Source organism: Mesorhizobium sp. M0437, assembly GCF_040321335.1.
Taxonomy (GTDB): Bacteria; Pseudomonadota; Alphaproteobacteria; order Rhizobiales; family Rhizobiaceae; genus Mesorhizobium.
In genome coordinates this window covers 1-26178 of record NZ_JAMYRK010000077.1, presented here as the reverse complement: position 1 = coordinate 26178, position 26178 = coordinate 1, and the positions used below count along the sequence as shown (strand labels likewise).

The following is a 26178-nucleotide window of genomic DNA, read 5'->3' as shown; positions in this document are numbered from 1 at the left end:
GCACAACGCGCTCACATTCGCTCCCGGCGCGCTCGCCAACCTGACAAATTCCAGCTTCTGTTTCATCGCGCTCGTGTCCTCGAATGGCATCCCGACCCTCCCGGCGCAAAGCGCGCCAAACTGTTCGCGATGTCCTCGCACACCTGTTCGCGATGTCTCCGGTCCAAACACCCCCCTGAGGGGGAGATGTCCGGCAGGACAGAGGGGGGCGCGAAGGATCACTCCGGTCAAAATCACTGTGCCGCGGAACTCGCTTCCGGGGGGACGCGCAGCCACAGCGCTTTTTCGCCGAGGCTGCCAACCATGCCTGCGTGTGCTGCGCGCTCGGCATCGGTCAGGCGCGACGGCAAGGCGATCGGCCGCACACCGATCGAAATATCGATGTCGTCGACATCCTGCCTGCCGCCCGCCGGAGTCAGGATGCTGTCGAGGATAAGGCTTGCCTGCTTGCCGCCGATGAGCTCGATATAGACCTCGGCCAGCAATTCCGAATCGAGCAGCGCGCCGTGCCTGGTGCGGCGGCCGTTGTCGATGCCGTAGCGGCGGCAGAGCGCGTCGAGCGAATTGGGGCCCATCGGATGCTTGCGGCGCGCCAGCGCCAGCGTGTCGACGATCCGTCCCGGATCGATGGCCGGATGGCCAAGCCGGCCGAATTCGAGATTGAGGAAGCCGATGTCGAAGCCGGCATTGTGCGCGACCAGTTTGGCGCCGTCGATGAAGGCCAGAAACTCCTCGGCGATCTCCATGAAAGTCGGCTTGCCCTGAAGATCGGCGGCGCTGATGCCGTGCACGGCCTGCGCCTCGTGATGGATCTGGCGGCCTTGCGGGTTGATGTATTTGTGGAAGGTTCGGCCGGTCGGGAAGCGGTTGACCAGCTCGACGCCGCCAAGCTCGATGACGCGGTCCTCGCGCGTGTCGAGGCCGGTGGTTTCCGTATCGAAGATGATCTCACGCATCGAATCAGTCCACTGGTGCCGGCATCATTCTAGCCGAATCACGCCAGGAACAAAATGGCAACAAGTAATGCGGGCTGCAAGCCTCCTAACCAGGTCTGGCTGCCTTATCCACGACTAGTTCGGCGCTGATGGCCTTGACGGCCGCGCGAGTGGCGTCAAAGCCCTGACCGGTGTCGATGACAAAGTCGGCGCGCCGGCGCTTTTCGGCGTCAGGAACCTGCCTGGCCAGGATCGACGCCAGTTTCTCCTCGTTCATACCCGGCCGCGCCAGCACGCGGGCGCGCTGGACTTCGGGCGGCGCGGTGACGACCACGACCTTGTCGACGCGGTTGCGGCCGCCGGTCTCGAACAGCAGCGGTATATCGAGCACGGCAAGCGGCGCGCCGGCGGCACGATGTTCAGCCAGGAAGGCATCGGCATCGGCACGGACCAGCGGATGGATGATCGCTTCCAGCCGTTTCAGCGCGGCGGCGTCGCCGAGCACCCGCTCCGCCAGTGCCGCGCGGTCGACCGCACCGGATCTGGTGGTGCCGGGAAAGGCCGCCTCGACCAAGGGCGCGGCCTTGCCGGCATAAAGCCGATGCACAGCCTCGTCGGAATCATGGACCGGCACGCCGGCTTCGGCGAACATCTTGGCCGCGGTCGATTTGCCCATGCCGATCGATCCGGTGAGGCCGAGCACGATCATTTTATCGCGCCGATATCGGCAATAATTATTTGCCGCAGTTCGGCGGTGACTTCTGGCCTGATGCCGAACCAGCGCTCGAAGCCGGGCACCGCCTGGTGCAGCAGCATGCCGAGCCCATCGACGGTTCTCAGGCCGCGCGCTTTGGCGGTAGCAAGCAGCGGCGTCTCCAGCGGCACGTAGACAATGTCGGTGACGATGGCGCGGTCCGGCAGTCTGCCTGGATCCGCGGACAGGCCTTCATTGCCATGCATGCCGAGCGCTGTCGTGTTGACCAGCAGGCCGGCATCTTCGAGCAATTCGCCGGTCGCCGCGAGGTTGTGGGCGGAAACGCCGGCACCGAAGCGGTCGCGCAGCTCCTGCGCCCTCGCAAGCGTCCGGTTGACGATGCGGATGTCGCTGACGCCGCGCTGCTTCAGCGCATGGATGACCGCGCGAGCGGCGCCGCCGGCACCGAGCACCACGGCGGGGCCGTTGGCCGCCCAGCCCGGTGCATATTCGTCCAGATTGGCGGCAAAGCCATGGGCATCGGTGTTGCCGCCGCACAATTCGCCATTCTCGAACCACAGCGTATTGACCGCACCGATCTGTTCGGCGTCGGCGTCGCGTCGCGCCGCCAGTGCGAAGGCGGCTTCCTTGTGCGGGATGGTGACGTTGCCGCCGCGATAGCCTTGTGCCTGCAGCGCCTGCAGGAATTCGGCAAAGGCCTCCGGTGCAACGTCGATGGCCTCGTAGACGCCGTCGATGCCGTATTTCACCAGCCAGTGGCCGTGGATCTTCGGAGACCTGGAATGCGCGATCGGGTGGCCGGTGACGAAGGCTTTTTTTGGGGCCTCAGCCATCGATCGCCCCGAACTCACGCAGCTTGGCCAGCACCGGCAAAAGTGGCAAGCCGACAATAGTAAAATAGTCGCCTTCGATTTTTTCGAACAGCTGGATGCCTTCGCCTTCGATCTGGTAAGCGCCGACGCTGGACAACGCCTTGGCGCCGACGCGCGCCAGATGGCGGCCGATGAAGGCCGGATCGAGCTTGCGCATGGTCAGGCTGGCGATGCCGACATGCCGCCATAGAACCTGGCCGTCACGGCCGAGCACGACGGCGCTGTTGAGATGATGCGTCTTGCCCGACAGCGCCAGCAGATGACGGCGCGCTCCTTCCATGTCGGCCGGCTTGTGGAACAGCTCGTCGCCGAGCGACAGCGTCTGGTCGCAGCCGAGCACCAGGGCGCCGGGCTTGCGCTCACTGACGTCGGTGGCCTTGGCTTCAGCGAGCACCAGGGCGACGTCCTCCGGCGACACGCCAGTATTCTGCAGCGGCGCCTCGAGCGCGCGCTCATCGACAGAGGCCGGAACCGCTTCGACAGTGACGCCGGCATTGACGAGCAGCGCCTTGCGGAACGGGCTGCCCGAGGCAAGGATGATTTTTTCAGCCATTTTTTCACCCGGTTCCTGACACTAGGGTGTGTCGAGATTCAGGTCAGGCCGAGCCGAAAACGGTGGCTTCCGAGAACCGGAGCGGAGCGTACTTTTCGTACGTGAGCACCGGAAGCGCAGGAAACCGCCGTTTGCAGGCCGGCATCACCTGAATATCACACGCCCTACCGCGTCTTGCCGCGCAGGGCAACGATGGCCGCCGCCGTCTCCTCGATCGAACGGCGACTGACGTCGATCATCGGCCAGCCGTGCCGCGTGCATATCTGGCGGGCATAGGCGAGCTCTTCGGCGATCGCGGCGCGGTCGACATAGTCGGTCGGTTCGTAGGCGCTGGTGCCGAGAATGCGGTTCTGCCGGACCTGCGAGATCCGTTCGGCGGTGGCGACCAGGCCAACGATCAGCGGCCTCGTGGCATTGACCAGGCTTTCGGGCACCGGAACGCCGAGCACGATCGGGATGTTGGCGGTCTTGATGCCGCGATTGGCGAGATAGATGCTGGTCGGCGTCTTCGAGGTGCGGGAGATGCCGACGAGCACGATGTCGGCATCATCCATATTGGCCGGCAGCTGGCCATCGTCATGCTCCATGGTGAAGTTGAGCGCGTCGATGCGGCGGAAATATTCGGCGTCCAGCACATGCTGGGCACCGACGCGGCGGCCGGCCGGCGTGCCGAGATAGGACTGGAACACCGTCAGCACCGGTTCCAGCACCGAGACGCAAGGCAGGCCCATGGCCGCGCAGCGTTCGTCGATGCCGCGGGCAAGCTTCTGGTCGACCACCGTATAGAGGATGATGCCCGGCTCCTCCTCGATATCCTCGAACACCTTCGTCACCTGCTTTTCGGTGCGGATGAGCGGGTAGATATGTTCGATGGCGCGCGCGTCCTTGTATTGCGCGGAAGCCGCGCGGCCGGCGGCCAGCAGCGTTTCGCCGGTGGCGTCGGAAATCAGGTGAAGGTGAAAGAAGCTCTGCGGTTTGTTCACAGGATACATTCCAGGCTGTGGGCCGATGTGGATAAGCCGGGCGGGAAACTCGGCCACCGCAAAGCGACTGTATCAGATGGCGGTTTGTCCACAATTCGATGTGCTGTCGGCTTCTCCGGGCGGTTGGGGACAAGTCCGGGGACGGAGCTTTTTGCCTTCGCTTCATCCACAGGGGCAATTTCCCTGGCCTGGCGGCAACGCATTGACTCCAGTCGTAAATTCGCGGTTTTCCACAAAGTCCTGCAATCCCGTTGGAGAAGCGCGCGACAATATGCTGGCTGGTCTTTTCGAGGGCAAAGCGGGACAGCAGACAACCACCACAACCAACAGACTCTTAGAATCATAAGATTCCTAAAAATAGAATATTTAATTATAGGGAAGCCTGGAAAGGCGAGCGCTCAATGCCTCAAGACCGGATCGTGCTGGACGTGTTGAGAGGCAAGGGGGCGTTTCCGCCACCGCTCTGGATGATGCGCCAGGCCGGCCGCTATCTGCCGGAATACCGGGAGACGAGGAGACGGGCCGGATCCTTCCTCGATCTTTGCTACGACCCGGATCTCGCCGTCGAAGTGACGCTGCAGCCGATCGAACGCTTCGGCTTCGATGCATCGATCCTGTTTTCCGATATTCTTGTCGTGCCGCATGCGCTCGGCCGCGACGTGCGCTTCGAGGAAGGACGCGGCCCGCTGCTGACGCCGATCACGGCTGCGGAAATTGCGGCTCTCGACGGCGAAACGTTTCACGTGAATCTCGAGCCGGTCTACGAGACGGTGCGGCGGTTGCGCGCCAGACTGCCTGATGAAACGACGCTGATCGGCTTCTGCGGTGCGCCCTGGACGGTGGCGACCTACATGATTGCCGGCCACGGTACGCCCGACCAGGCGCCGGCCAGGCTGTTCGCCTATCGCGAGCCGGCGGCCTTTCTTCGGCTGCTGAAGGTGCTCGCCGATCATTCGGCTGCCTATCTGATCCGCCAGATCGCGGCCGGCGCCGACGTGGTGCAGATCTTCGATTCGTGGTCAGGCGTGCTCGACGAAGCGTCTTTCGAATTGTTCTGCGTCGAGCCGGTGGCCTCGATCGTCCGGCAAGTGAAGGCTGTCCATCCCAATGTTCCGATCATCGGCTTTCCCAAGGGCGCGGGAGATCACTATCGAAGCTATCGCCAGAAGACCGGCGTGACCGGGCTGGGCCTCGATTGGACCGTGCCCTTGTCGAGCGCGAAGGAATTGCAGCGTGACGGCGCCGTGCAGGGCAATCTCGATCCGCTGCGGCTTGTAGCCGGCGGCAAGGCGCTTGACGACGGCGTGGGGGCGATCCTGAAGGCGCTGGGCGACGGGCCGCTGATCTTCAATCTCGGCCACGGCATCACGCCCGAGACGCCGCTGGCGCATGTCGAGCGGATGGTCAAGCTGGTGCGGAGCGCATCGTGACGATGATGGGCGCGGACAATGCGAACGGCACCAACACCGGTAAGGGCGCGATGCGCCGCGCGGCAATCGCGATCGCCATTTTCCTGGTGCTGGCCGGGCTGCTGTTTTTCTTCGGGCCCGATGATTTCTATCCCTGGGCGAAGGCGATCCATGTGATTGCCGTCATCTCCTGGATGGCTGGCATGCTCTATTTGCCGCGCTTGCTGGTCTATCATGCCGATGCCGAAAAAGGCTCCGTCCAGTCGGAGACTTTCAAGGTGATGGAGCGCCGCCTGCTGCGCGGCATCATCAATCCGGCAATGGTGATCACCTGGGCATTCGGCCTTTGGCTCGCCTGGAAAGGCTTTGGTTTTCAAGGCGGCTGGCTGCATGCCAAGATCGCTGCGGTGGTTGGCCTGTCGGCCGTGCATGGCTATCTCGCCGGCGCCGTCCGCAAATTTGCCGAAGACCGCAATGAAAAATCGGCAAGGCACTGGCGGATCGTCAATGAGATCCCTACATTGCTGATGATCGTCATCGTCGTCCTGGTAATCGTGAAACCGTTCTGACGTCTTCGGTTGCCCGCAAAAGGCGGCTTGCTCTTTCAACCGACCGACGATAAAAGACGGGTCTTCCTTCCCGTCATGCGCCGCCCATTTATCGCTTCGGCCGCGCCCGGCATTTGTCGCATCCCGCCGATATTTTTCCCAAAGCTTACTCAGAGTCCGTCTAATGATGCAAGAAATGAAACTCACAGAGTTCAAGAACAAGAAACCGCCAGAGCTGATCGCTTATGCGGAATCGCTCGAGGTCGAGAACGCCAGCGTCATGCGCAAGCAGGAGCTGATGTTCGCGATCTTGAAGAGGCTGGCGACCCAGGATATCGAGATCATCGGCGACGGCGTCGTCGAAGTGCTGCAGGACGGTTTTGGTTTCCTGCGCTCCGCCAATGCCAATTATCTGCCGGGTCCCGACGACATCTATATTTCACCGTCGCAGATCCGGCGGTTCTCGCTGAAGACCGGCGATACGGTCGAAGGGCCGATCCGCAGCCCGAAAGAGGGCGAGCGCTATTTCGCGCTGCTCAAGGTCAACACGATCAATTTCGACGACCCGGAAAAAATCCGCCACAAGATCCATTTCGACAATCTGACCCCGCTTTATCCGACCTCGCGGCTGAAGATGGAGATGGAGGTTCCGACCTCGAAGGACATTTCGGCGCGCGTCATCGACCTGGTGGCGCCGCTCGGCAAGGGCCAGCGCGCCCTGATCGTGGCGCAGCCGCGCACCGGCAAGACGGTGCTGTTGCAGAACATCGCCCATTCGATCACCACCAACCATCCGGAATGCTATTTGATCGTGCTTCTGATCGACGAGCGGCCGGAGGAAGTCACCGACATGCAGCGCTCGGTGAAGGGCGAGGTGGTATCCTCGACCTTCGACGAGCCGGCGGTGCGCCACGTCCAGGTTGCCGAAATGGTCATCGAGAAGGCCAAGCGCCTGGTCGAGCACGGCCGTGACGTCGTCATCCTGCTGGATTCGATCACCCGCCTCGGCCGCGCCTACAACACCGTCGTGCCGTCATCCGGCAAGGTGCTGACCGGTGGTGTCGACGCCAACGCGCTGCAGCGGCCGAAGCGCTTCTTCGGTGCTGCCCGCAACATCGAGGAAGGCGGCTCGCTGACCATCATCGCGACGGCGTTGATCGATACCGGCAGCCGCATGGACGAGGTCATCTTCGAAGAGTTCAAGGGCACCGGCAATTCGGAAATCGTGCTCGACCGCAAGGTGGCGGACAAGCGCATCTATCCGGCCATGGACATCCTCAAATCCGGCACCCGCAAGGAGGACCTGCTGGTTCCGCGCCAGGACCTGCAGAAGATCTTCGTGCTGCGCCGCATCCTGGCGCCGATGGGAACGACCGACGCCATCGAGTTCCTTATCGACAAGCTCAAGCAGACCAAGACCAACGCGGATTTCTTCGATTCGATGAATACGTAAAGGGGGCAAGGCGCTGTCCCGCCGGCGTTCCGGTTCTGTGCACCTCGACCTATCGACGGCGCAACTGCCGCTCGAGTTCCTCAGCGTCGGTTATCACCGGCAGGCAGACCTGCCCCGTGCAGAGCCAGGCGCCGGGCTCGGTCGTTGGCGGCAGGACGCCGCCTGGCAAGGCTGGCAGATTTGTCGCCGAGCCAACAGGCACGACGACGTCCACCCGGCGCGGGTCTGGATTTCGATTCGCAACCGGAACAAGCCTTAGAGTCTCCGGTCTATCCACGATCACCAGCTTCAGCGGTTCAAGCGCCAAGGCACAGGCATTGACTATACCCGCCTGGCCATAGCCCTGGTGCTCCGCCCGCCCGCCCGCGTGCTCTGCGACTGTCCAGGCTTTTTCCCAGAGATCGAGATCGCCCGAAAGCGACGACAATCGGACCAGGGCTTCGATGATCTGGCCGGTAGCGGAAGGAATGGCTTCGTCGACATCGCCGCGGATGCGGATCGGCACATCCGCGCTGTCGGACGCGGTCAGATAATAGCCGGTCTTGTCGCTGTCCCGGTGCCAAAGATCGAGTTGCTCAATGAAGTTCCCGGCGCGATCGATGTAGTCGGGATTGCCGGTCGCCTCGAACAGTGAGATGGCGGCGTTGGCCATGGCGGCATAGTCGCTCGACAGAGCCGGAAACAGCTTCTTTGCGCCGAGCATCGAATGCGGCAGGCGGCCGTCACGTCCGGCAGCCGCAATCGCGGCAAAGGCCGTTGCCGCCGCTTCGATCCAGTCGGATCGGCCAAGCGACCGTCCGGCCTCGGCAAGGGCTGCGATCATCAAGCCGTTCCAGTCGGTCAGGGCCTTGCCGTCACGCCCGGGCCGCACGCGCTGTTCCCTCGCTGCCAGCAGCCTTTGCTTGAGCGGAACCAGAAGGTCACGATCGACGACGCTCTGCGCCTGTTGAGCATCAGTCTGGCAAATGATCGGCTTGCCTTCCCAACCATGCGGATCGGCAAGCGTGAAGTATTTGAAAAACAATGCTGAATCGTCGCCAGGGGCTGCCTCGAGCTCATCCCTGCTCCAGGTGTAGAACAACCCCTCCTCGCCCTCGCTATCGGCATCAAGGCTGGCGGCGAAGGCATCGCCCTCGACTCGCATTTCGCGCAACAGCCAGGCAATGGTCTCTTCGATTCGCAGCCGGAACAATTCCTCGCCGGTTGACGCATAGGCCCAATTGCACAAGCGGATGAGCTGGGCATTGTCGTAGAGCATTTTTTCGAAATGCGGGACCAGCCATTCGGCGTCGGTCGAGTAGCGGCTGAGTCCGCCGCCAATATGGTCATAGATGCCACCGGCCAGCATCTTTTCGAGGCTGAGGAGAACGGCGTCGCGGTGCGATGCGGTGCCGTCGCGCAGCCAGGTCAGCCAGAGGCTCTGCATGAACGGCGCGTTGGGGAATTTCGGCGCGCCGCGCAGACCGCCCAAATCGCGGTCGATCATGCCGTCAATGCCATTGGCGAGGTTCGCCAGCATGCCGCGGTCGAGCACGGCCTTGGCATGGCTGCCCGCCAGCCGCGTCTCGACATGCGTGGTCAGCCCGTCGGCACTCTGGTTAACGCTTTCTTTCTTCTCCCGCCAAGCCTTGTCAACCGCCTCCAGCACCTGGACGAAACCCGGCCGGCCGTAGCGGGCTTCGCGCGGAAAGTAAGTGCCGCCCCAGAACGGCTTGCCCTCCGGCGTCAGGAACATGGTCAGCGGCCAGCCGCCCTGCTCGCCCATCGAGGACAGCGCCGCCATGTAGATCTGGTCGATGTCGGGGCGCTCCTCGCGGTCGACCTTGATATTGACGAAGAGACGGTTCATGACGGCGGCGACGTCGTCGTTCTCGAAGCTCTCATGCGCCATGACGTGGCACCAATGGCACGCGGCGTAGCCGACAGAGAGCAGGATCGGACGCTGCAGCACCTTTGCTTCGGCCAGAGCGGCGGGCGACCATGGCCGCCAGTGCACTGGATTGCCGCTGTGCTGCTGCAGATAGGGGCTGGCCTCTTCGGCAAGCAGGTTTTGTGCAGGCAATGTCACGGCACTACTCGATGCGGATTGAACAGGCATAGCTAGGGCGCTTCGGCAGAGCGGGCAAATGATTTCAAAAGACTCCATCGTGGCGCTGTCGAGCGGGCGCCTGCCGGCCGGCATTGCGGTGATCCGGATTTCCGGGCCGCAGAGTCGATTCGCTGTCGAAACGATTGCTGGATCGAAGGTGCCAAACCGCGTTGCCACCTATCGCAAGTTCCGGGCGCTCGACGGATCGGTGCTGGACAGCGGCCTGGTCGTCTTCTTTGCCGGCCCCGACAGTTTTACCGGCGAGGACGTTGCAGAGTTCCATGTGCATGGCGGGCGCGCCGTTGTGGCGAGGATGCTGGAAACGATCGCCTCCTTCGACGGCGTCAGGCATGCCGAGCCTGGCGAACTCACCCGCCGCGCCTTTCTCAACGGCAAGCTCGATCTGGTCGAAACCGAGGCGCTGGCCGATCTCATCAACGCTGAAACCGAGGCGCAGCGGCGCTTTGCCGTTCACAACGCCCAAGGCGTGCAGAGCGAAGTCTATCTGGGCTGGCGCCGACGGCTGATCCACGCCCGCGCGATGATCGAGGCCGAGATCGACTTTGCCGACGAGGATGACGTGCCGGGCTCGGTCGCTGATACGGTCTGGTCCGATGTCCGGGCCATGATCGACGAAATCGAGCGCCACGTCGCCGGCTTCCGCGCTGCCGAAATCATCCGCGACGGGTTCGAAGTGGTAATCCTCGGCGCACCGAATGCCGGCAAGTCCAGCCTGTTCAACGCCTTGGCGCGGCGCGAAGCGGCCATCGTCACCGACGAGCCGGGCACGACCCGCGACCTGCTCGAGGTGGTACTGGACCTGGAAGGGGTGCGGGTCAGGGTAACCGACACCGCCGGTCTGCGCGAGGCGCCCGGCAAGATAGAGGCGATCGGCATCGAGAAGGCCAGGACCAAGGCGCACAGCGCCGATCTGCTGTTGCTGCTTGAGGATCTGGCGGAGCCAATCGCAATCGGTGTGCCGCCGGGCGACATTCAGGCGCTGAGGGTTGGAACAAAAATTGACCTGCTGGGGGGTAAATCGCCCTCGCCTGCGGTGCACTATGATTTCGCTATCTCGACGCGGGACGGCACGGGTCTGGCCGAACTGCTGGACGAGATCGGGCGTCGTGCCGCAGTCCAGATCGGCAAGGCCGGCGATGTCCTGCCGTCGCGGCTGCGGCACGTCGAGCTGCTCAACGAGACGAAACGCTTCCTGCTCGCAGCAGTGGTCAGTGGTGATCGCGGGCAGGAGCTACGGGCCGAGGAACTGCGCCTGGCGGCGGATCGGCTTGGACGCATCGTTGGGGCGGTCGATGTCGAGGATATGCTGGACGTTATCTTTTCGCAGTTCTGTATCGGCAAATGACTCACGTGAAACATTGCCAAATGCCGAGATGCGGGCGTGTCGCTAGCTTACTCGCATAGTGGCGGGAAGCCGGTGATGATTCACGTGAAACACGTAGCGATGAACGCAGACGGAATTGTTTCACGTGAAACGACTAGTTGGTGTCCTTGACAGTGCAGGCTCACGGGCACATGTGTCGGCAGATTTGAATCGGAATATACAAATGACCAATCGCTACGATGTGGTGGTGGTGGGCGGCGGTCATGCTGGGTGCGAGGCGGCTAGTGCGGCCGCGCGGGCTGGCGCCAGGACGGCGCTGGTGACGCTGCGTTTCGACACGATCGGCGTGATGTCTTGCAATCCGGCGATCGGCGGCCTCGGCAAGGGCCATCTGGTTCGCGAGATCGACGCCATGGACGGGCTGATGGGGCGCGTCGCCGATGCCGCCGGCATCCAGTTCCGCCTGCTCAACCGCCGCAAGGGGCCAGCCGTGCGTGGTCCGCGAACACAGGCCGACCGAAAACTTTATCGCCTCGCCATGCAGGCGGCAATCCGCCAGCAGGCTGGCCTCGATGTCATCGAAGGCGAGGTGCTGGATTTCGAAATCAACAATGGGGGAATCGACGACGGACGCATCGCGGCGGTGCTGCTGGCGGATGGTAGCCGGCTCGCCTGCGGCGCCGTGGTGCTGACGACCGGCACTTTTCTGCGCGGGCTGATCCATATCGGCGAGAAGAAGATCGTCGCCGGCCGCATGAACGAGCAGGCGAGCGTCGGCCTGTCGGCGACGATGAGCCACGCCGGCTTCAGGCTCGGGCGGCTGAAGACCGGCACGCCGCCGCGGCTGGACGGCAGGACGATCGATTGGGCGTCACTGGAGAGCCAGGCGGCGGACGAGGACCCCGTGCCGTTCTCGCTGCTGACCGATCGCATCGAAAATCCGCAGATCCATTGCGGCATCACCCGAACGACCAATGCGACGCACGAGCTGATTCGCGCCAATCTCGGCCGCTCGGCCATGTATTCGGGGTCGATCGAAGGCGTCGGGCCGCGTTATTGCCCGTCGATCGAAGACAAGATCGTCAAGTTCGGTGACCGCGAAGGCCACCAGATCTTTCTGGAGCCCGAAGGGCTGGACGACGACACGGTGTACCCGAACGGCATTTCGACCTCGCTGCCCGAGGACGTGCAGCTCGACATCCTGAAGACCATTCCGGGGCTGGAGCGGGCAACGATGCTGCAGCCGGGCTATGCCATCGAGTATGATCATGTCGATCCACGCGAGCTCAAGCCGACGCTGGAAACCAAGCGGATCGCCGGCTTGTTCCTCGCCGGACAGATCAACGGCACCACCGGCTACGAGGAGGCCGGCGCGCAAGGGCTGCTTGCCGGCTTGAATGCGGCGCGCAAGGCGTCGGCGAGCGAGGAAATCGTGCTCAGCCGCACCGAAGCCTATATCGGCGTGATGGTCGACGATTTGACCAGCCGCGGCATTGCCGAACCCTACCGCATGTTCACCTCGCGGGCCGAGTTCCGGCTATCGCTCCGAGCCGACAACGCCGATGAGCGGCTGACGCCACTGGCGATAAGGCTGGGGATTGCCTCGCCGGAGCGGATGCAGCGGTTCAACAATAGTATGCAAGACCTTGAGAAGGCGCGACAGCTCGCCCTCGGCACCACCATGACCCCCAATGAGGCAGCGCGCCATGGGCTCGAAATCAACCGGGACGGCGTCCGCCGCTCGGCCTATGAGTTGCTGGCCTATCCCGGCGTCGACATCGCCTGGCTGGCGAGGGTCGAGCCGGCTTTCGCGGCGATCGACAGCAAAACGGCCGAACGTCTTGAAACGGAAGCCAAATATTCTGTCTATCTCGACCGGCAGCAGGCCGATGTTTCGCAGATCAGGCATGAGGAGAGCAGGCTTATTCCCAAATCGCTCGACTTTGCTTCTGTTCCCGGCCTGTCGAACGAGTTGAAGCAGAAGATGCTGGCACGCCAGCCGCGCTCGATTGCCGATGCGCAACGCATGGAAGGCATGACGCCGGCGGCGCTGGCGATTATTGTCGCCCATGTCCGCAATGCCGAGGCGGCCGCGCGAAAGCAGGTCGCGTGAGCGCTGCGTCCTGGGCAAACCTGCAGGCGGCAGCGGGCCCGGTTTCACGTGAAACATTCGATCGCCTGGTCGAGTTCGAGGCCGTCTTCCAGAAATGGAACCGCCGGATCAATCTGGCCGCGCAATCGACGCAGGACGATGTCTGGCGCCGCCACATCCTCGACAGCGCGCAGCTGGCGCGAATCAAACCAAAGGCGAAGCGCTGGGTCGATCTCGGCTCCGGCGGTGGGTTTCCCGGCCTTGTGCTGGCCTTTTTGCTTGCCGAGCGGGACGGCGCCGGTATCGACCTGGTTGAAAGCAACCGGAAAAAAGCATCGTTCCTGCAAGCGGTCATCGGACAGTTCAGCCTGCCCGCCAAGGTTATCGCGCGCCGCATCGAAGACAGCTATCCTCTTGTTCCTGCACCGCAAATCGTCACAGCCAGGGCACTCACCTCGCTGCCCGGCTTGCTCGACCTGGCAGCACCGTGGCTGACCAAGGGGTCGCGCGGCCTGTTTCACAAAGGTCGGGATTACCGCGCCGAAGTGGCAGAAAGCGCTCAACGATGGTCTTTCGATCTGGTAGAACATGCCAGTGCAACCGACGCACAGGGCGTCATTCTCGAAGTATCCGACTTGCGACAGCACCCTGGCTTGTGACCGGCGACCCAAATGAATTTCTGGCATAGACCCATGATGAAGAACGGCCCCCGAATCATCACCGTCGCCAACCAGAAAGGCGGCGTCGGCAAGACGACGACCGCCATCAATCTGGCCACCGCGCTGGCGGCCATAGGCGAACAGGTGCTGATCGTCGATCTCGACCCGCAGGGCAACGCCAGCACCGGGCTTGGCATCGACCGGCGCGACCGCACCGTCTCGTCCTATGATGTGCTGACCGGCGAGCTGGATCTCGAAGCGGCGGCGATCCCGACGGCGGTGCCTGGCCTGTCGATCGTACCGTCGACGCTCGACCTGCTCGGCATAGAGATGGAAATCGCCTCGGCGCCGGATCGAGTGCTGCGGCTGCGCAACGCTCTGCGGGCTTCGGCTGAGCGCTCGGCCAATTTCGGCTATGTGCTGATCGACTGCCCGCCGTCGCTCAACCTGCTGACACTGAATTCGATGGCTGCGGCCGATTCGGTGCTGGTGCCGCTGCAGTGCGAGTTTTTCGCGCTGGAGGGCCTGAGCCAGCTTTTGGAGACGGTCGAGCAGGTGCGCCGCTCGATCAACCCCGACCTGACGATCCAGGGCATCGTGCTGACCATGTTCGACGGGCGCAACAATCTCGCCAACCAGGTGGTGCAGGATGTGCGGGCGCATATGGGCGACAAGGTCTATGAAACCGTCATCCCGCGCAATGTCCGCGTCTCCGAGGCGCCGTCCTACGGCAAGCCGGCGATTCTCTACGACCTCAAATGTTCGGGCAGCCAGGCCTATCTGCAGCTTGCTTCGGAAGTCATCCGCCGCGAGCGCAAATTGCGTGCCGCCTAGCAGTAACCAAAGCGATTCGATACCGAAACGATCTGGACGGACGATGAACGAAGACCCTTCGAGGAAAAGACTGGGACGGGGACTGGCGGCCCTGATCGGCGAAATCGATCGCCCGGCGGCACCGGAAAAGCCCGGGTTGGCGGCCGACGGCAAGGTGCCGATCGAGTTCCTCAGCCCTAACCCGAAAAACCCGCGCCGGCATTTTGGCGACGCCGACCTGACCGACCTCGCCCAGTCCATCCGCGAACATGGCGTGGTGCAGCCGGTGGTGGCGCGGCCGTCGAAAACCCAGCCGGGCCGCTATGAGATCATCGCCGGCGAGCGACGCTGGCGTGCGGCGCAACGCGCCGGGCTGACCGAAATCCCGATTATCGTGCGCGACGTCAACGATCGCACGGCGCTCGAACTGGCGATCATCGAAAACGTCCAGCGCACCGACCTCAACCCGGTCGAGGAGGCGCTCGGCTACCAGCAGCTGATCGACGACCATGGCTATACCCAGGCCGATCTCGGCCAGGTGATCGGCAAGAGCCGCAGCCATGTCGCCAACACGTTGAGACTGCTCAAGCTGCCCGACGTCATCCGCGACATGCTGGTCGACGGGGCGCTCTCTGCCGGCCACGCCCGTACCCTGGTGACGGCCAACGACCCGGCCGGGCTTGCCAAGCGGATCATCGATGAGGGGCTTTCGGTGCGCCAGGCCGAGGCCTTGGCGCAGCTGCCGGTCGGCGCGCCGTCGGCAAAACGCCAGCCCGCCGCACCGCCGCAAAAGGATGCCGACACGCTGGCGCTGGAGCGGCTGATGACCAGCACGATCGGCATGATTGTCACGATCGAGCACAACCAGCGCGGCGGCGTGATCAGCGTCGCCTACCGGACGCTGGAGCAGCTCGACGAGCTTTGCCGAAGGCTGAAGCGGGAGTAGGTAGGTTGCTAAAATTAGCCGGCAAATAAGATTTTTGCTGCCGTGCGGTGATTGGCGAAATCGTCGAAGTAGTTAATCTCCCCCCTTGAGGGGGAGATGGCCGGCAGGCCAGAAGGGGTCGTCAAATTTCAAGCGCCCACCTCCTCTGTCGTCGCGGAAGGGGCTGGTGTTCTACGCGCTGTGACCCCTCTGTCGCCTTTGGCGACATCTCCCCCTCAAGGGGGGAGATCAGGTGCGCTGCGCCAGCCTCGCGCTCTCCACCGCGATGCCGAGCAGGGCCTGGCGTGCCAGCGCGACCGACAGATCCGGCCGCCGGCGTGTCTGCAGCACCGCCGTCTGCAGGCGGTTGAGGGCGCGCCCGAGCGCCTCGCTGCTCCAGCGTTCGAGGGCTTTCTCGACCAGCTTGCGCCTGGAGAAAAACACCGGCGGGCGCGCCGCGGCAACGACCGAAGCGGCATTGCGGCCGCCGGCGTCCATCAGGCCGCGCATCGCCTGGATCGCCTGCAACTGCCGCATCGCCGATGAAAGTACCAGAAAGGGCTGGCCGCCGGACTGGCAATGGCGGGTGAAGGCGGTGTCGAAGTCGGCGATCCTGCCTTCGAGCAGGGCGTCGACGGCCGCATCGAAGGAGAGGCCGGAGACATCGCCGGATGTCGCCTTGACGTCGTCGAGGCCGATTTCGGCCTGGCCATGCGCATAAAGCACGAGCTTTTCGATCTCGCCGCGCGAGGCCAGCCGGTCGCCGCCGAGATTGCGGCGCAGCGCCTGCCGCGCCTCCAGCGTCATCGACATGCCGGCCTTGCGCAGTTCGTCGTCGATGACCGTGTCGATGTCCCTGGCCTCATCGGCGTAGCAAGGCAGAGCCATGGCATTGTCCGCCGCCTCCACCACGGCGCGCAGGCCGACGCCCTTCTTCAGGTCGCCGGCCTCGATGAGGATGATGGCGTCCCGCGCGGGCTCCGACGTCAGCGCCTTGACGTCGTCGGCAAGCGCCTTCTGAGCGTCGGCGTTGCGCACCCATAGCAGGCGCCGCTCCGAAAACATCGGCACGGTGCGGGCCTCGTCGAGCAGGCGGCCCTCGTCGCGATCGACTTCCGATCCGTCCAGCCTGACGACCGAGAACGGATCGTCGAGCGGCAGGCCGGTCTTGCCGGCAAAGGCCTTTGCCCGCTCGGCAACCAGCCCGCGATCGGGACCGTAAAGCAGCACGATCGAGACGCGCGGATCCGGCTTCGCGAGCCATGCATCGACCTCGTATGCTTTCTTTTGTGCCATGGGCGCTGATTAGCATGACGCGGGCGCGGGGTGAACGGCGCCGCCCTCCTTTCCTTCTCCCCCTTGTGGGAGAAGGTGGATTGGCGCGCAGCGCCAAGACGGTTGAGGGGTGCTGGCCGGAGCGCTGTTGGTGCCAAGCTGGAACACCCCTCATCCGACCGAGCTTCGCTCGGCCACCTTCTCCCACAAGGGGAGAAGGAGGTGCTCGCGCCGCCCAACCCGACGCATGCCTTATCTGGCGGGAAACCCGGCGCAATCATCTCCCAAATTGCGCGCCGGCGCGGAAGATCGACAAGAAATTTCGCCGACATATCTCCATCCTGTCGGCCGCGGGCAGCAGCCAGCGGCAGCGAAGCCGCGCCCGACGAATTGGCACTGGTCTGGCGGTGTGCAAGTATCCTGGCCGGGCAACAGTGGAGGACCGAGATCATGGCCGATGCCGGAATGCTGCGCTTCCATGTTCCGGAACCGGAAGTGCGGCCGGGCGGGACGCCGGATTTCTCCAATGTGAGCATTCCAAAAGCTGGCTCGGTGCCGCGCCCGAAGATCGACGTCGACCCGCGCGACATCCGCGATCTGGCCTTCTCGATCATCCGCGTGCTCAACCGCGCCGGCGAGGCGGTCGGGCCGTGGGCAGGGCTGCTTTCGGACGACGAGTTGCTGGAGGGGCTGCGCCATATGATGACGCTGCGCAGCTTCGATGCGCGCATGCAGATGGCACAGCGCCAGGGCAAGACCTCTTTCTACATGCAGCATCTCGGCGAAGAGGCTGTGAGCTGCGCCTTCCGCAAGGCGCTGTCGCGCGGCGACATGAATTTTCCGACCTATCGGCAGGCCGGCCTGCTCATCGCCGACGGCTACCCGATGGTCACGATGATGAACCAGATCTATTCGAACGAGGCCGATCCGCTGAAAGGGCGGCAATTGCCGATCATGTATTCATCGAAGGAGCACGGCTTCTTCTCTATCTCCGGCAATCTGGCGACGCAGTACATCCAGGCGGTCGGCTGGGCGATGGCCTCGGCAATCAGCAACGATTCAAAGATCGCCGCCGCGTGGATCGGCGACGGTTCGACCGCCGAGTCCGACTTCCATTCGGCGCTGGTGTTCGCCTCGACCTACAAGGCGCCGGTCGTGCTCAACGTCGTCAACAACCAGTGGGCGATCTCGACCTTCCAGGGCATCGCCCGCGGCGGCTCCGGTACTTTTGCCGCCCGTGGGCTCGGCTTCGGTATTCCGTCGCTGCGCGTCGACGGCAACGACTATCTCGCCGTCCATGCGGTGGCCAAATGGGCGGCGGAACGGGCGCGCAGCAATCTCGGGCCGACGCTGGTCGAATACGTCACTTACCGCGTCGGCGCCCATTCGAGCTCCGACGACCCGTCGGCCTACCGGCCGAAGGCCGAGTCCGATGCCTGGCCGCTCGGCGACCCGATCGTCAGGCTGAAGAACCATCTCATCCAGCGCGGCGTCTGGTCGGACGAGCGCCACGCCCAGGCCGAGGCGGAAATCCTCGACACGGTGATTTCGGCGCAGCGGGAGGCCGAGCGCCACGGCACGCTGCATGCCGGCGGCAAGCCCTCGGCGCGCGACATGTTCGAGGGCGTCTATGCCGAGATGCCGCCGCATCTCAGGCGCCAGCGCCAACAGGCAGGGGTCTGACCATGCCGCGGCGGACCATGATCGAGGCGATCCGCGACGCCATGGACGTGTCGATGGCGCGCGACAGCCAAGTCATCGTGTTCGGCGAGGATGTCGGCTTCTTCGGCGGCGTCTTCCGCTGCACGCAAGGCCTGCAGGCGAAATACGGAAAGAGCCGCTGCTTCGATGCGCCGATCAGCGAATCCGGCATTGTCGGCGCGGCCATCGGCATGGCCGCCTACGGGCTGAAGCCTTGCGTCGAGGTGCAGTTTGCCGACTATGTATATCCGGCCTATGACCAGATTGTCTCGGAAGCGGCGCGGCTGCGCTACCGGTCGAACGGCGATTTCACCTGCCCGATCGTCGTGAGAATGCCGACCGGCGGCGGCATTTTCGGCGGCCAGACCCACAGCCAGAGCCCGGAGGCGCTGTTCACCCACGTCTCCGGCCTGAAAGTCGTGGTGCCCTCGAACCCGCATGACGCCAAGGGCCTGCTGATCGCGGCGATCGAGGATCCGGACCCGGTGATCTTCCTGGAACCGAAGCGGCTTTATAACGGGCCTTTCGACGGTCATCACGAGCGGCCGGTAACGCCATGGTCGAAACATGAGCTCGGCGAGGTTGCCGACGGCCATTACACGGTGCCGCTCGGCAAGGCGGTGATCCGACGGCCGGGTGCGGCGGTCACCGTGCTTGCCTACGGCACGATGGTCTATGTCGCCCGGGCGGCGGCCGAGGAGACCGGCATCGATGCCGAGATCATCGATCTGAGAACGCTGCTGCCGCTCGACCTCGAGACGATCGTCGCCTCGGTCAACAAAACCGGGCGCTGCGTGGTGGTGCACGAGGCGACGCTGACATCGGGGTTCGGTGCCGAACTTTCGGCGCTGGTCCAGGAGAACTGCTTCTACCATCTGGAAGCGCCGGTGGCGCGGGTCACCGGCTGGGACACGCCCTATCCGCATGCGCAGGAGTGGGACTATTTTCCCGGTCCCGCCCGGCTAGGCCGCGCGCTGGTCGAAACGATGGAAGCCTGAAGAGGGAACGATGGGCGAATATGTCATCAAGCTGCCCGATGTCGGCGAAGGCGTTGCCGAGGCCGAGCTCGTCGAATGGCAGGTCAAGGTCGGCGATCTCGTGCGCGAGGACGCCGTGCTTGCCGCTGTCATGACCGACAAGGCGACGGTCGAAATTCCGTCGCCCGTCGATGGCGAGATCGTCTGGTTGGGCGCCGAGATCGGCGACACGGTGGCGATCGGCTCGCCGATTGTCAGGTTGAAGGTGGCCGGCGAGGGAAATGTGAACGCAGGCGCGAAATCGGCGGAGGGTGAGGCGGCACCTACCCCCACCCCTAGCCCCTCCCCACAAGGGGGAGGGGGACGAGCTTCGGCCGCCAAAGCCGAAGCCAGGTCCAGCTCGCCCTTGGTCGGGCATGTGCCAAGAACCGAGGGCGCACGAACGGCGGATATGGAGTCCCCCTCCCCCTTGTGGGGAGGGGTTAGGGGTGGGGGTACTGCGCCGGCTTTCGGGGGTATAGCGCCGGTCGGTGCGCCGCGCCCCGGGGGAGAAAAGCCACTGGCCTCGCCGGCCGTCCGCCTCAGGGCGAAAGAGGCCGGCATCGACCTTCGGCAGGTCCCGGGAACCGGCCCGGCCGGCCGCATCCGGCACGAGGACATCGACGCCTTCCTGGCACGCGGACCCCGGCTCGCGAAGGCCCCTGGCCTCGCCCGCAACGAGGCGGTCGAGGACATCAAGATAGTCGGGCTCAGGCGAAAGATCGCCGAGAAGATGACGCTGGCCAAGTCGCGCATCCCGCATATCACCTATGTCGAGGAGATCGACGTCACCGCGCTCGAGGATTTGCGCGCCGCGCTCAACAAGGAGAAGCGGCCCGGCGCGGACAGGCCGAAGCTGACGCTGCTGCCGTTCCTGATGCGGGCGATGGTCAAGGCAATCGCCGACCAGCCCAATGTCAACGCACTGTTCGACGACGAAGCCGGCATCGTCCACCAGCATGGCGGCGTCCACATCGGCATCGCCGCGCAGACGGCTTCCGGGCTGATGGTGCCGGTGGTCAAGCACGCCGAGGCGCGCGACATCTGGGACTGTGCAGCCGAGGTTGTCAGGCTGGCCGAGGCGGCAAAATCCGGCACGGCGACGCGCGACGAGCTCTCGGGCTCGACCATCACCATCACTTCGCTGGGCGCCATGGGCGGCGTGGCGACGACGCCGGTGATCAATCATCCGGAAGTGGCGATCGTCGGCGTCAACAAGATGATGGTGCGGCCGGTATGGGACGGCAGCCAGTTCATCCCGCGCAAGATGATGAACCTGTCCTCCAGCTTCGACCACCGCGTCGTCGACGGCTGGGATGCAGCGGTATTTATCCAGCGGATAAAGACGCTACTGGAGACGCCGGCGCTGATTTTTGTGGACTGAGGAGATGAGAACGGTCGCAAAGGCCCCCTCGCCCGGCAGCATGGGGCGCCGGGACGCTGGCTCCCCCTTCTCCCCTTGTGGGAGAAGGTGTCGCCGAAGGCGACGGATGAGGGGTGCTCCAGCTTGGCACCTACCGCACTCCGTCCAACACCCCTCATCCGTCTCGGCGCTACGCGCCGATCCACCTTCTCCCACAGGGGGAGAAGGAAAGGCGCGCAGCGGCCGGATGGTGGGGCATTTATCCCCGAAAGGACGCAGCTGACATGAAGGAAATCTCCTGCAAGCTGCTGGTCATCGGCGCCGGTCCGGGCGGCTATGTCTGTGCCATCCGCGCCGGGCAGCTTGGCATCGACACGGTGATCGTCGAGGCAGGCAAACCGGGCGGAACTTGCCTCAATGTCGGCTGCATCCCGTCAAAGGCGCTGATCCATGCAGCCGAAGAGTTCGAAAAGCTCTCGCACATGGCCGGCGGCAAAAGTCCACTCGGCATAACGGTCGCGGCACCGTCGCTTGATCTCGCCGCGACCATTGCCTGGAAAGACGGCATCGTTAGCCGGCTGAACAACGGCGTCGCCGGCCTGCTGAAGAAAGCTGGCGTGAAGACGGTGCATGGCTGGGCGACATTTCGCGACGGCAAGACCGTTGCCGTCGAGACCGAGATCGGCATGCAGGTGATCCGAGCCGAAACGGTGGTGATAGCGACCGGCTCGGCGCCGGTCGAGCTGCCGTCGCTGCCGTTCGGCGGGCCGGTCATTTCGTCGACCGAGGCGCTGGCGCTGAGCGAAGTTCCGGAGAGGCTGGCGGTGGTCGGCGGCGGCTATATCGGGCTGGAACTCGGCATCGCCTTTGCCAAGCTGGGCGCCAAGGTGACCGTGGTCGAGGCGTTGCCGCGCGTGCTGGCGCAATATGATGCGGAACTGACCCGGCCGGTGGTGAAGCGGCTGGCCGAACTCGGCATCGAGGTGCTCGTGAACGCCAAGGCCAAGGGGCTGTCCACTAAGCGCGACGCGCTGCTGGTCGAGACGAATGGCGGCAAGAACGGCAAGATTGCCGCCGACAAGGTGCTGGTCACGGTCGGTCGCAAGCCGGTGACCGAAGGCTGGGGGTTGGAGCAGATCGACCTCGACATGGCCGGACCCTTCATCCGCATCGACGACCAGTGCCGCAGCTCGATGCGTGGTATCTTTGCCATTGGCGACGTCACCGGCGAGCCGATGCTGGCGCACCGGGCGATGGCGCAAGGCGAAATGGTCGCCGAGATCGTCGCCGGCCACAAGCGCAGCTGGGACAGACGAGCGATCCCGGCTGTCTGTTTCACCGATCCGGAGCTGGTCACCGCAGGCCTGTCGCCGGAGGAGGCCAAGACCCGTGGCGAGATCAAGGTCGGACTGTTTCCCTTCACCGCCAATGGCCGGGCGATGACGAAGTTGGGCGAGGACGGATTCGTCCGGGTAGTGGCGCGGGCGGACAACCATCTGGTGCTTGGCATCCAGGCCGTCGGCCAGGGCGTGTCGGAACTGTCGACGGCGTTTGGGCTGGCGCTGGAGATGGGCGCGACGCTGGAGGACATCGCCGGGACGATCCATGCCCATCCGACACAGGGCGAGGGTTTTCAGGAAGCGGCGCTGAAGGCGCTGGGGCATGCGCTGCATGTCTGAGGGCTCGCGCTCTCCCCCCTTGAGGGGGAGATGGCCGGCAGGCCAGAGGGGGTCGGTTCGACTGGATGCGACCTCCCTTGCGACAGATGGAGGTTGGCGCTCTACGCGAGGCGACCCCCTCTGTCGCCTTCGGCGACATCTCCCCCTCGAGGGGGGAGATTACGCAGCTCACCCTGCAAGCCGGCTAACCATTTCGTGCTGCGCATAGGCGCGGCCGAAGCGGTTGGCCAGGAACGCGTCGAGCGCGATGTCCTCCTGCTTGATGAAGCCCCTGGCCGGCAAGCTGCCGTCGGCGAGCATGTCGAGCACCGCGCAGATGGCCGATGCGGTGGTGATCTGGATGGCGCTGCGCACCGTTTCGCCGTCGCGCCTGGCGTAGATCTTGTTGGCGTAGGTCTCCTGCAGCAGACGGCCGTTCTTGCGGCCGCTGACGGTGACGAAGACGATAACCACGTCCTGCAGCGTTGCCGGCAGGGCGCTTTCGAAAATGTCCTTCAGCATATCGCGGCGGTGGCGCAGGCCGAGGTCGTTGAGCAGCGCCTTCATGATCGCGGCATGGCCGGGATAGCGGATGGTGCGATAGTTCAGCGTCCGCACCTTGCCTTTCAGCGTTTCGGCCAGCGTGCCCAGCCCGCCCGAGGTGTTGAACGCCTCGTAGGTGACGCCGTCGAGCGAGAATTCTTCACGCTCCTCGAGCGGCGGCACTTCGATCAGCTCGCCTTCGACGATCGCCTCGCAAGGCTCGCAATATTCGTTGATGACGCCGTCGGTGCTCCAGGTCAGATTGTAGTTCAGCGCATTCGACGGGTACTGCGGCAGCGCGCCGACCCGCATGCGCACGCTTTCCAGCGTGTCGAAGCGGCTGGCGAGATCGTTGGCAACTATCGAGATGAAGCCCGGCGCCAGACCGCATTGCGGGATGAAGGCGCTGCTGCCGGAACGCGCCAGTTCCTTGACCCGCCTGGTGCTGACAACGTCCTCGGTCAGATCGAGATAGTGCACGCCGGCGCTGGCCGCCGCCTCGGCGATGCGCGTGGTCAGATGGAAGGGCGCCGCGCTGAGCACCGCGAATTTGCCGGCCAGGGCCGCTTCGAGGGTGCCGGCGGCTTCGATGTCGAGTTCCAGCGTCTCGACCGTTTCAGGCAGTTCGGCCGCGCCGAGCTGCGCCGCCGAGCGGTCGACGAGCGTGACCTGGTAGTTGCCCGTGGAAGCCAGCATCTCGGCAATGGTCGAGCCGATCTTGCCGGCGCCGACGACGATGATTTCCTTCATGACCGGTCCCTCGCACCAATGCTAAATTCACGGTTAGAATCGCAGCTTGCCTGTCGAAAGGAAGCGTGAGATTGTACGAAACGCAGCCTCTCTTTGGGCAATGTGACGGTAAGGTTCGTCGAAATGCTCAGCGATGCCGACCAGGCTCTGCTTTCCCTGCTGCGCACCAATGCGCGCGCCTCGACCGCAGAACTGGCGCGGCGCCTCGGCGTCTCACGAACGACGGTGCAAAGCCGGATCGAGCGGCTGGAAGAGCGCGGCATCATCGCCGGCTACGGGGTCAGGCTGTCGCCGGATTACGAGCAGGGGCTGGTCAGGGCGCATGTCCTGCTCACCGTCACCCCCAAGCTTGCCGACAAGGTGGTGCGCAGCCTGCAGGCGCTGGCACCGGTTCGCACGCTGCACTCGGTTAGCGGCAATTTCGACATGATCGTCATCGTCGAGGCGCCGTCGATCAGGGATCTCGACACGCTTCTCGACCAGATCGGCGCCATGGACGGAGTCGAGCGCACGTCGTCGTCGATCATCCTGTCGACGCGGATCGACCGCTGAGCGGGCTGGTGTCGCGGGTCCAGACGCTGGCGCGAAGGATCACCGAGCGCAGTGATCGTTCTGGCGCTCTCGCGGCAAAGCGATATAGGCTTCGAAGATGTTGGATGAGACTCGCAGAGGGGCCGCGTCCTCTCGCGCCAAGCTGACAAGTCGCGCGGTCACGCAACGATTTCCAGAGGAGACCTCCTTGCCCAAGCAGTGTTTTGGAAAATCCCATGTGCCGTTGTCGCCGGCGGTCAGGGCCGGCGATTTCGTCTATGTCTCAGGCCAGGTGCCGGTCGGCACAGACGGGCTGGTGGTCAAGGGCGGCATCGCCGAACAGACCGAGCAGGTGCTGTCGAACGTCAAGGCGGCACTGGCGCTGGCCGGCTGTACCCTGGACGACGTAGTCAAGACGACGGTCTGGCTCGAAGACGCCCGCGATTTCGGCATTTTCAACACCGTCTATGCCAGGCATTTCCCGAAAGACCCGCCGGCGCGCACGACAGTGGAGTCGCGGCTGATGATCGACATCAAGATCGAGGTCGAGGCCGTTGCCTACAGGCCGGCCTGACGGGAAAATGGAGACAGGCGCGATGCAATTCGATCTCCTGATAAAAGGCGGCCGCCTCATCGATCCGGCCTCCGGCCTCGACGCGCAGCGCGATCTGGCGATTGCCGACGGCCGTATCGCCGCGATCGACACCGAAATCCCATTCGAACGTGCCGCCCACGTCATCGATGCCACGGGCTCGATCGTCGCGCCGGGCCTGATCGACCTGCACAGCCATGTCTATTGGGGCGGCACGTCGCTCGGCGTCGATGCCGACCGGTTCGCCGCAAAGAGCGGCACCACCACCTTCATCGATGCCGGAAGCGCCGGCGCCGGCAATTTCCTCGGCTTTCGCCGCCACGTCATCGAGCGCTCGAAAGTCCGCATCCTGGCCTATGTCAACATTTCCTTTGCCGGCATATTCGGCTTCTCGCAGACCGTGTCGGTCGGCGAGTGCAGCGACCTCCGGCTCTGCGAACCGCGCGAGACGGTAGCGGCGGCTCGCGAGCACGCGGACGTGGTTGTCGGCATCAAGGTCCGCTCGGGTCGCCATGCCGGCGGCACCAGCGGCATCGCGCCGGTCGATCTCGCGCTCGAAGCCGCCGACAAAGCCGGCCTGCCGCTGATGGCGCACATAGACGAGCCGCCGCCGGGCCGCTCGGAAGTGCTGCCGCGGTTGCGCAAGGGCGACATCCTCACCCACTGCTTCCGGCCGTTTCCCAACGCGCCGGTCTTCGCCTCGGGGGCGGTGCGGCCAGATATGCGGCTGGCGCGCGAGCGCGGCGTCATCTTCGATATCGGCCACGGCATGGGCTCGTTCGATTTCGAAGTGGCGAAAGCGATGCTCGGCGAGGGGCTGGCGCCGGACGTGATCAGCAGCGACGTGCATCTCTACTGCGTCGACGGGCCGGCCTTCGACATTCTGGTGTGCATGTCGAAGCTGCTGGCGCTCGGCATGCCGCTGGTCGAGGTGCTGCGCGCCGCGACACAGCGGCCGGCCGAAGCGATCGCCAGGCCCGATCTCGGCAGGCTGGCGGTGGGTGCGGTCGGCGACATCGCGGTGCTGCGGCTGCGTCCGGGCCGCTTCACCTTTGTCGATTCGGTCGGCGCCTCGCTGGTCGCCGAGCAACGGCTGGTCTCGGACGGAATCGTGGTCGGCGGCAGCTGGTGGCCGAACGAGGCGGTGGACGATCTCGGCGAAACCGAGCGTTTCGAAGCGCATGCGCACGACACGCATGTCGAGGTGGCGAGCCGGCATTTCGGGCGTGGGTGATCTCCCCCCTTGAGGCAGGGGAATCGCACATGGCGATTTTGGGGTTGAGTTTAGGCTGAGAAAGGATTCTTTGGAGAGGCAGTTGAGCGAAGGAGCGACTGCCATTTCCTGCCTTGAGAGCTAC

23 protein-coding genes are annotated in these 26178 nt (G+C 64.3%); 15 read left to right on the top strand and 8 right to left on the bottom strand.

Annotated features, from left to right (window positions below; translation table 11 throughout):
• Window positions 1-233: 233 nt before the first annotated feature.
• From dnaQ to NKI72_RS29975, 5 genes are all read right to left on the bottom strand, one after another.
• Window positions 234-956, bottom strand: a complete 723-nt coding sequence (dnaQ, locus tag NKI72_RS29995; protein WP_352837248.1) for a DNA polymerase III subunit epsilon — start codon at window positions 954-956, stop codon at window positions 234-236.
• 85 nt (window positions 957-1041) lie between these two features.
• Entirely contained in the window at window positions 1042-1644 is a 603-nt protein-coding gene (gene coaE, locus NKI72_RS29990; RefSeq protein WP_352851616.1) for a dephospho-CoA kinase, read from the bottom strand.
• Window positions 1641-2483 (bottom strand): shikimate dehydrogenase, encoded by an 843-nt coding sequence (locus NKI72_RS29985; RefSeq protein ID WP_352837254.1) that lies wholly within the window; start codon window positions 2481-2483, stop codon window positions 1641-1643. Before NKI72_RS29985 ends, coaE begins: the two co-directional genes overlap by 4 nt.
• Complete coding sequence (locus NKI72_RS29980) at window positions 2476-3075, bottom strand: Maf-like protein (protein WP_352473997.1); 600 nt, start codon at window positions 3073-3075, stop codon at window positions 2476-2478. Before NKI72_RS29980 ends, NKI72_RS29985 begins: the two co-directional genes overlap by 8 nt.
• Window positions 3076-3239: 164 nt before the next feature.
• Window positions 3240-4058: a pyruvate, water dikinase regulatory protein gene (locus tag NKI72_RS29975; protein WP_254817949.1), complete on the bottom strand. Its 819-nt coding sequence runs from the start codon at window positions 4056-4058 to the stop codon at window positions 3240-3242.
• 401 nt (window positions 4059-4459) lie between these two features.
• Here NKI72_RS29975 and hemE point away from each other — a divergent pair, with 401 nt between their 5' ends.
• The 3 genes from hemE to rho all read left to right on the top strand — a co-directional run bounded on the left by hemE (window position 4460) and on the right by rho (window position 7468).
• Window positions 4460-5488, top strand: a complete 1029-nt coding sequence (gene hemE / locus NKI72_RS29970) for a uroporphyrinogen decarboxylase (RefSeq protein WP_352837257.1) — start codon at window positions 4460-4462, stop codon at window positions 5486-5488.
• Window positions 5489-5490: 2 nt separating this feature from the next.
• Window positions 5491-6036 carry a protoporphyrinogen oxidase HemJ gene (gene hemJ, locus NKI72_RS29965; RefSeq protein ID WP_502898648.1) on the top strand — a complete coding sequence of 182 codons (546 nt, stop codon included), beginning with the start codon at window positions 5491-5493 and terminating at the stop codon, window positions 6034-6036.
• Between the two features lie 166 nt (window positions 6037-6202).
• Window positions 6203-7468, top strand: coding sequence for a transcription termination factor Rho (gene rho / locus NKI72_RS29960; RefSeq protein WP_023675925.1), 1266 nt, complete (start codon window positions 6203-6205; stop codon window positions 7466-7468).
• Window positions 7469-7517: 49 nt separating this feature from the next.
• Here the strand turns inward: rho and NKI72_RS29955 are convergent, their stop codons facing one another.
• A complete protein-coding gene (locus NKI72_RS29955) occupies window positions 7518-9536 on the bottom strand; it encodes a thioredoxin domain-containing protein (RefSeq protein ID WP_352837260.1) in 2019 nt (672 codons plus the stop codon).
• Window positions 9537-9594: 58 nt separating this feature from the next.
• Between NKI72_RS29955 and mnmE the strand changes: the two genes are divergently transcribed.
• From mnmE to NKI72_RS29930, 5 genes are all read left to right on the top strand, one after another.
• Entirely contained in the window at window positions 9595-10923 is a 1329-nt protein-coding gene (mnmE, locus tag NKI72_RS29950) for a tRNA uridine-5-carboxymethylaminomethyl(34) synthesis GTPase MnmE (protein WP_352851614.1), read from the top strand.
• Window positions 10924-11125: 202 nt separating this feature from the next.
• On the top strand, window positions 11126-13015 hold the full coding sequence (gene mnmG / locus NKI72_RS29945; protein ID WP_352851613.1) for a tRNA uridine-5-carboxymethylaminomethyl(34) synthesis enzyme MnmG: 1890 nt from the start codon (window positions 11126-11128) through the stop codon (window positions 13013-13015).
• Entirely contained in the window at window positions 13012-13653 is a 642-nt protein-coding gene (gene rsmG / locus NKI72_RS29940; protein ID WP_352837269.1) for a 16S rRNA (guanine(527)-N(7))-methyltransferase RsmG, read from the top strand. Before mnmG ends, rsmG begins: the two co-directional genes overlap by 4 nt.
• 33 nt (window positions 13654-13686) lie before the next feature.
• Entirely contained in the window at window positions 13687-14487 is an 801-nt protein-coding gene (locus NKI72_RS29935) for a ParA family protein (RefSeq protein WP_084642633.1), read from the top strand.
• A gap of 43 nt (window positions 14488-14530) precedes the next feature.
• Complete coding sequence (locus tag NKI72_RS29930) at window positions 14531-15412, top strand: ParB/RepB/Spo0J family partition protein (protein WP_352491256.1); 882 nt, start codon at window positions 14531-14533, stop codon at window positions 15410-15412.
• Between the two features lie 228 nt (window positions 15413-15640).
• Here NKI72_RS29930 and holA read toward each other — a convergent pair whose 3' ends face one another.
• Complete coding sequence (holA, locus tag NKI72_RS29925; protein ID WP_352837324.1) at window positions 15641-16687, bottom strand: DNA polymerase III subunit delta; 1047 nt, start codon at window positions 16685-16687, stop codon at window positions 15641-15643.
• A 429-nt stretch (window positions 16688-17116) separates the two neighbouring features.
• Between holA and NKI72_RS29920 the strand changes: the two genes are divergently transcribed.
• From NKI72_RS29920 to lpdA, 4 genes are all read left to right on the top strand, one after another.
• Window positions 17117-18349, top strand: a complete 1233-nt coding sequence (locus tag NKI72_RS29920; protein ID WP_254817940.1) for a 3-methyl-2-oxobutanoate dehydrogenase (2-methylpropanoyl-transferring) subunit alpha — start codon at window positions 17117-17119, stop codon at window positions 18347-18349.
• A gap of 2 nt (window positions 18350-18351) precedes the next feature.
• Window positions 18352-19365, top strand: a complete 1014-nt coding sequence (locus NKI72_RS29915) for an alpha-ketoacid dehydrogenase subunit beta (protein WP_352770428.1) — start codon at window positions 18352-18354, stop codon at window positions 19363-19365.
• Between the two features lie 10 nt (window positions 19366-19375).
• Window positions 19376-20767, top strand: coding sequence for a dihydrolipoamide acetyltransferase family protein (locus NKI72_RS29910; protein ID WP_352851611.1), 1392 nt, complete (start codon window positions 19376-19378; stop codon window positions 20765-20767).
• Between the two features lie 263 nt (window positions 20768-21030).
• The gene (gene lpdA / locus NKI72_RS29905) at window positions 21031-22425 is read left to right on the top strand and encodes a dihydrolipoyl dehydrogenase (RefSeq protein ID WP_352837331.1); all 1395 of its coding nucleotides are present in this window, start codon (window positions 21031-21033) and stop codon (window positions 22423-22425) included.
• Window positions 22426-22593: 168 nt separating this feature from the next.
• Here lpdA and NKI72_RS29900 read toward each other — a convergent pair whose 3' ends face one another.
• Entirely contained in the window at window positions 22594-23697 is a 1104-nt protein-coding gene (locus NKI72_RS29900) for a saccharopine dehydrogenase family protein (RefSeq protein WP_352837334.1), read from the bottom strand.
• Between the two features lie 123 nt (window positions 23698-23820).
• Between NKI72_RS29900 and NKI72_RS29895 the strand changes: the two genes are divergently transcribed.
• The 3 genes from NKI72_RS29895 (at window position 23821) to NKI72_RS29885 (ending at window position 26054) form a co-directional block, all read left to right on the top strand.
• Window positions 23821-24249, top strand: coding sequence for an Lrp/AsnC family transcriptional regulator (locus NKI72_RS29895; RefSeq protein WP_352770106.1), 429 nt, complete (start codon window positions 23821-23823; stop codon window positions 24247-24249).
• 187 nt (window positions 24250-24436) lie between these two features.
• Entirely contained in the window at window positions 24437-24802 is a 366-nt protein-coding gene (locus NKI72_RS29890) for a RidA family protein (protein WP_023675940.1), read from the top strand.
• A 22-nt stretch (window positions 24803-24824) separates the two neighbouring features.
• A complete protein-coding gene (locus tag NKI72_RS29885; RefSeq protein ID WP_352837337.1) occupies window positions 24825-26054 on the top strand; it encodes an amidohydrolase/deacetylase family metallohydrolase in 1230 nt (409 codons plus the stop codon).
• Window positions 26055-26178: the final 124 nt, after the last annotated feature.

Bases quoted from the DNA above. Each gene is read 5' to 3' on its own strand.
- dnaQ (WP_352837248.1), bottom strand. From the start codon at position 956: ATGCGTGAGATCATCTTCGATACGGAAACCACCGGCCTCGACACGCGC.
- coaE (WP_352851616.1), bottom strand. From the start codon at position 1,644: ATGATCGTGCTCGGCCTCACCGGATCGATCGGCATGGGCAAATCGACC.
- NKI72_RS29985 (WP_352837254.1), bottom strand. From the start codon at position 2,483: ATGGCTGAGGCCCCAAAAAAAGCCTTCGTCACCGGCCACCCGATCGCG.
- NKI72_RS29980 (WP_352473997.1), bottom strand. From the start codon at position 3,075: ATGGCTGAAAAAATCATCCTTGCCTCGGGCAGCCCGTTCCGCAAGGCG.
- hemE (WP_352837257.1), top strand. From the start codon at position 4,460: ATGCCTCAAGACCGGATCGTGCTGGACGTGTTGAGAGGCAAGGGGGCG.
- hemJ (WP_502898648.1), top strand. From the start codon at position 5,491: ATGATGGGCGCGGACAATGCGAACGGCACCAACACCGGTAAGGGCGCG.
- rho (WP_023675925.1), top strand. From the start codon at position 6,203: ATGCAAGAAATGAAACTCACAGAGTTCAAGAACAAGAAACCGCCAGAG.
- mnmE (WP_352851614.1), top strand. From the start codon at position 9,595: ATGATTTCAAAAGACTCCATCGTGGCGCTGTCGAGCGGGCGCCTGCCG.
- mnmG (WP_352851613.1), top strand. From the start codon at position 11,126: ATGACCAATCGCTACGATGTGGTGGTGGTGGGCGGCGGTCATGCTGGG.
- NKI72_RS29935 (WP_084642633.1), top strand. From the start codon at position 13,687: ATGATGAAGAACGGCCCCCGAATCATCACCGTCGCCAACCAGAAAGGC.
- NKI72_RS29930 (WP_352491256.1), top strand. From the start codon at position 14,531: ATGAACGAAGACCCTTCGAGGAAAAGACTGGGACGGGGACTGGCGGCC.
- holA (WP_352837324.1), bottom strand. From the start codon at position 16,687: ATGGCACAAAAGAAAGCATACGAGGTCGATGCATGGCTCGCGAAGCCG.
- NKI72_RS29920 (WP_254817940.1), top strand. From the start codon at position 17,117: ATGGCCGATGCCGGAATGCTGCGCTTCCATGTTCCGGAACCGGAAGTG.
- NKI72_RS29915 (WP_352770428.1), top strand. From the start codon at position 18,352: ATGCCGCGGCGGACCATGATCGAGGCGATCCGCGACGCCATGGACGTG.
- NKI72_RS29910 (WP_352851611.1), top strand. From the start codon at position 19,376: ATGGGCGAATATGTCATCAAGCTGCCCGATGTCGGCGAAGGCGTTGCC.
- lpdA (WP_352837331.1), top strand. From the start codon at position 21,031: ATGAAGGAAATCTCCTGCAAGCTGCTGGTCATCGGCGCCGGTCCGGGC.
- NKI72_RS29900 (WP_352837334.1), bottom strand. From the start codon at position 23,697: ATGAAGGAAATCATCGTCGTCGGCGCCGGCAAGATCGGCTCGACCATT.
- NKI72_RS29895 (WP_352770106.1), top strand. From the start codon at position 23,821: ATGCTCAGCGATGCCGACCAGGCTCTGCTTTCCCTGCTGCGCACCAAT.
- NKI72_RS29885 (WP_352837337.1), top strand. From the start codon at position 24,825: ATGCAATTCGATCTCCTGATAAAAGGCGGCCGCCTCATCGATCCGGCC.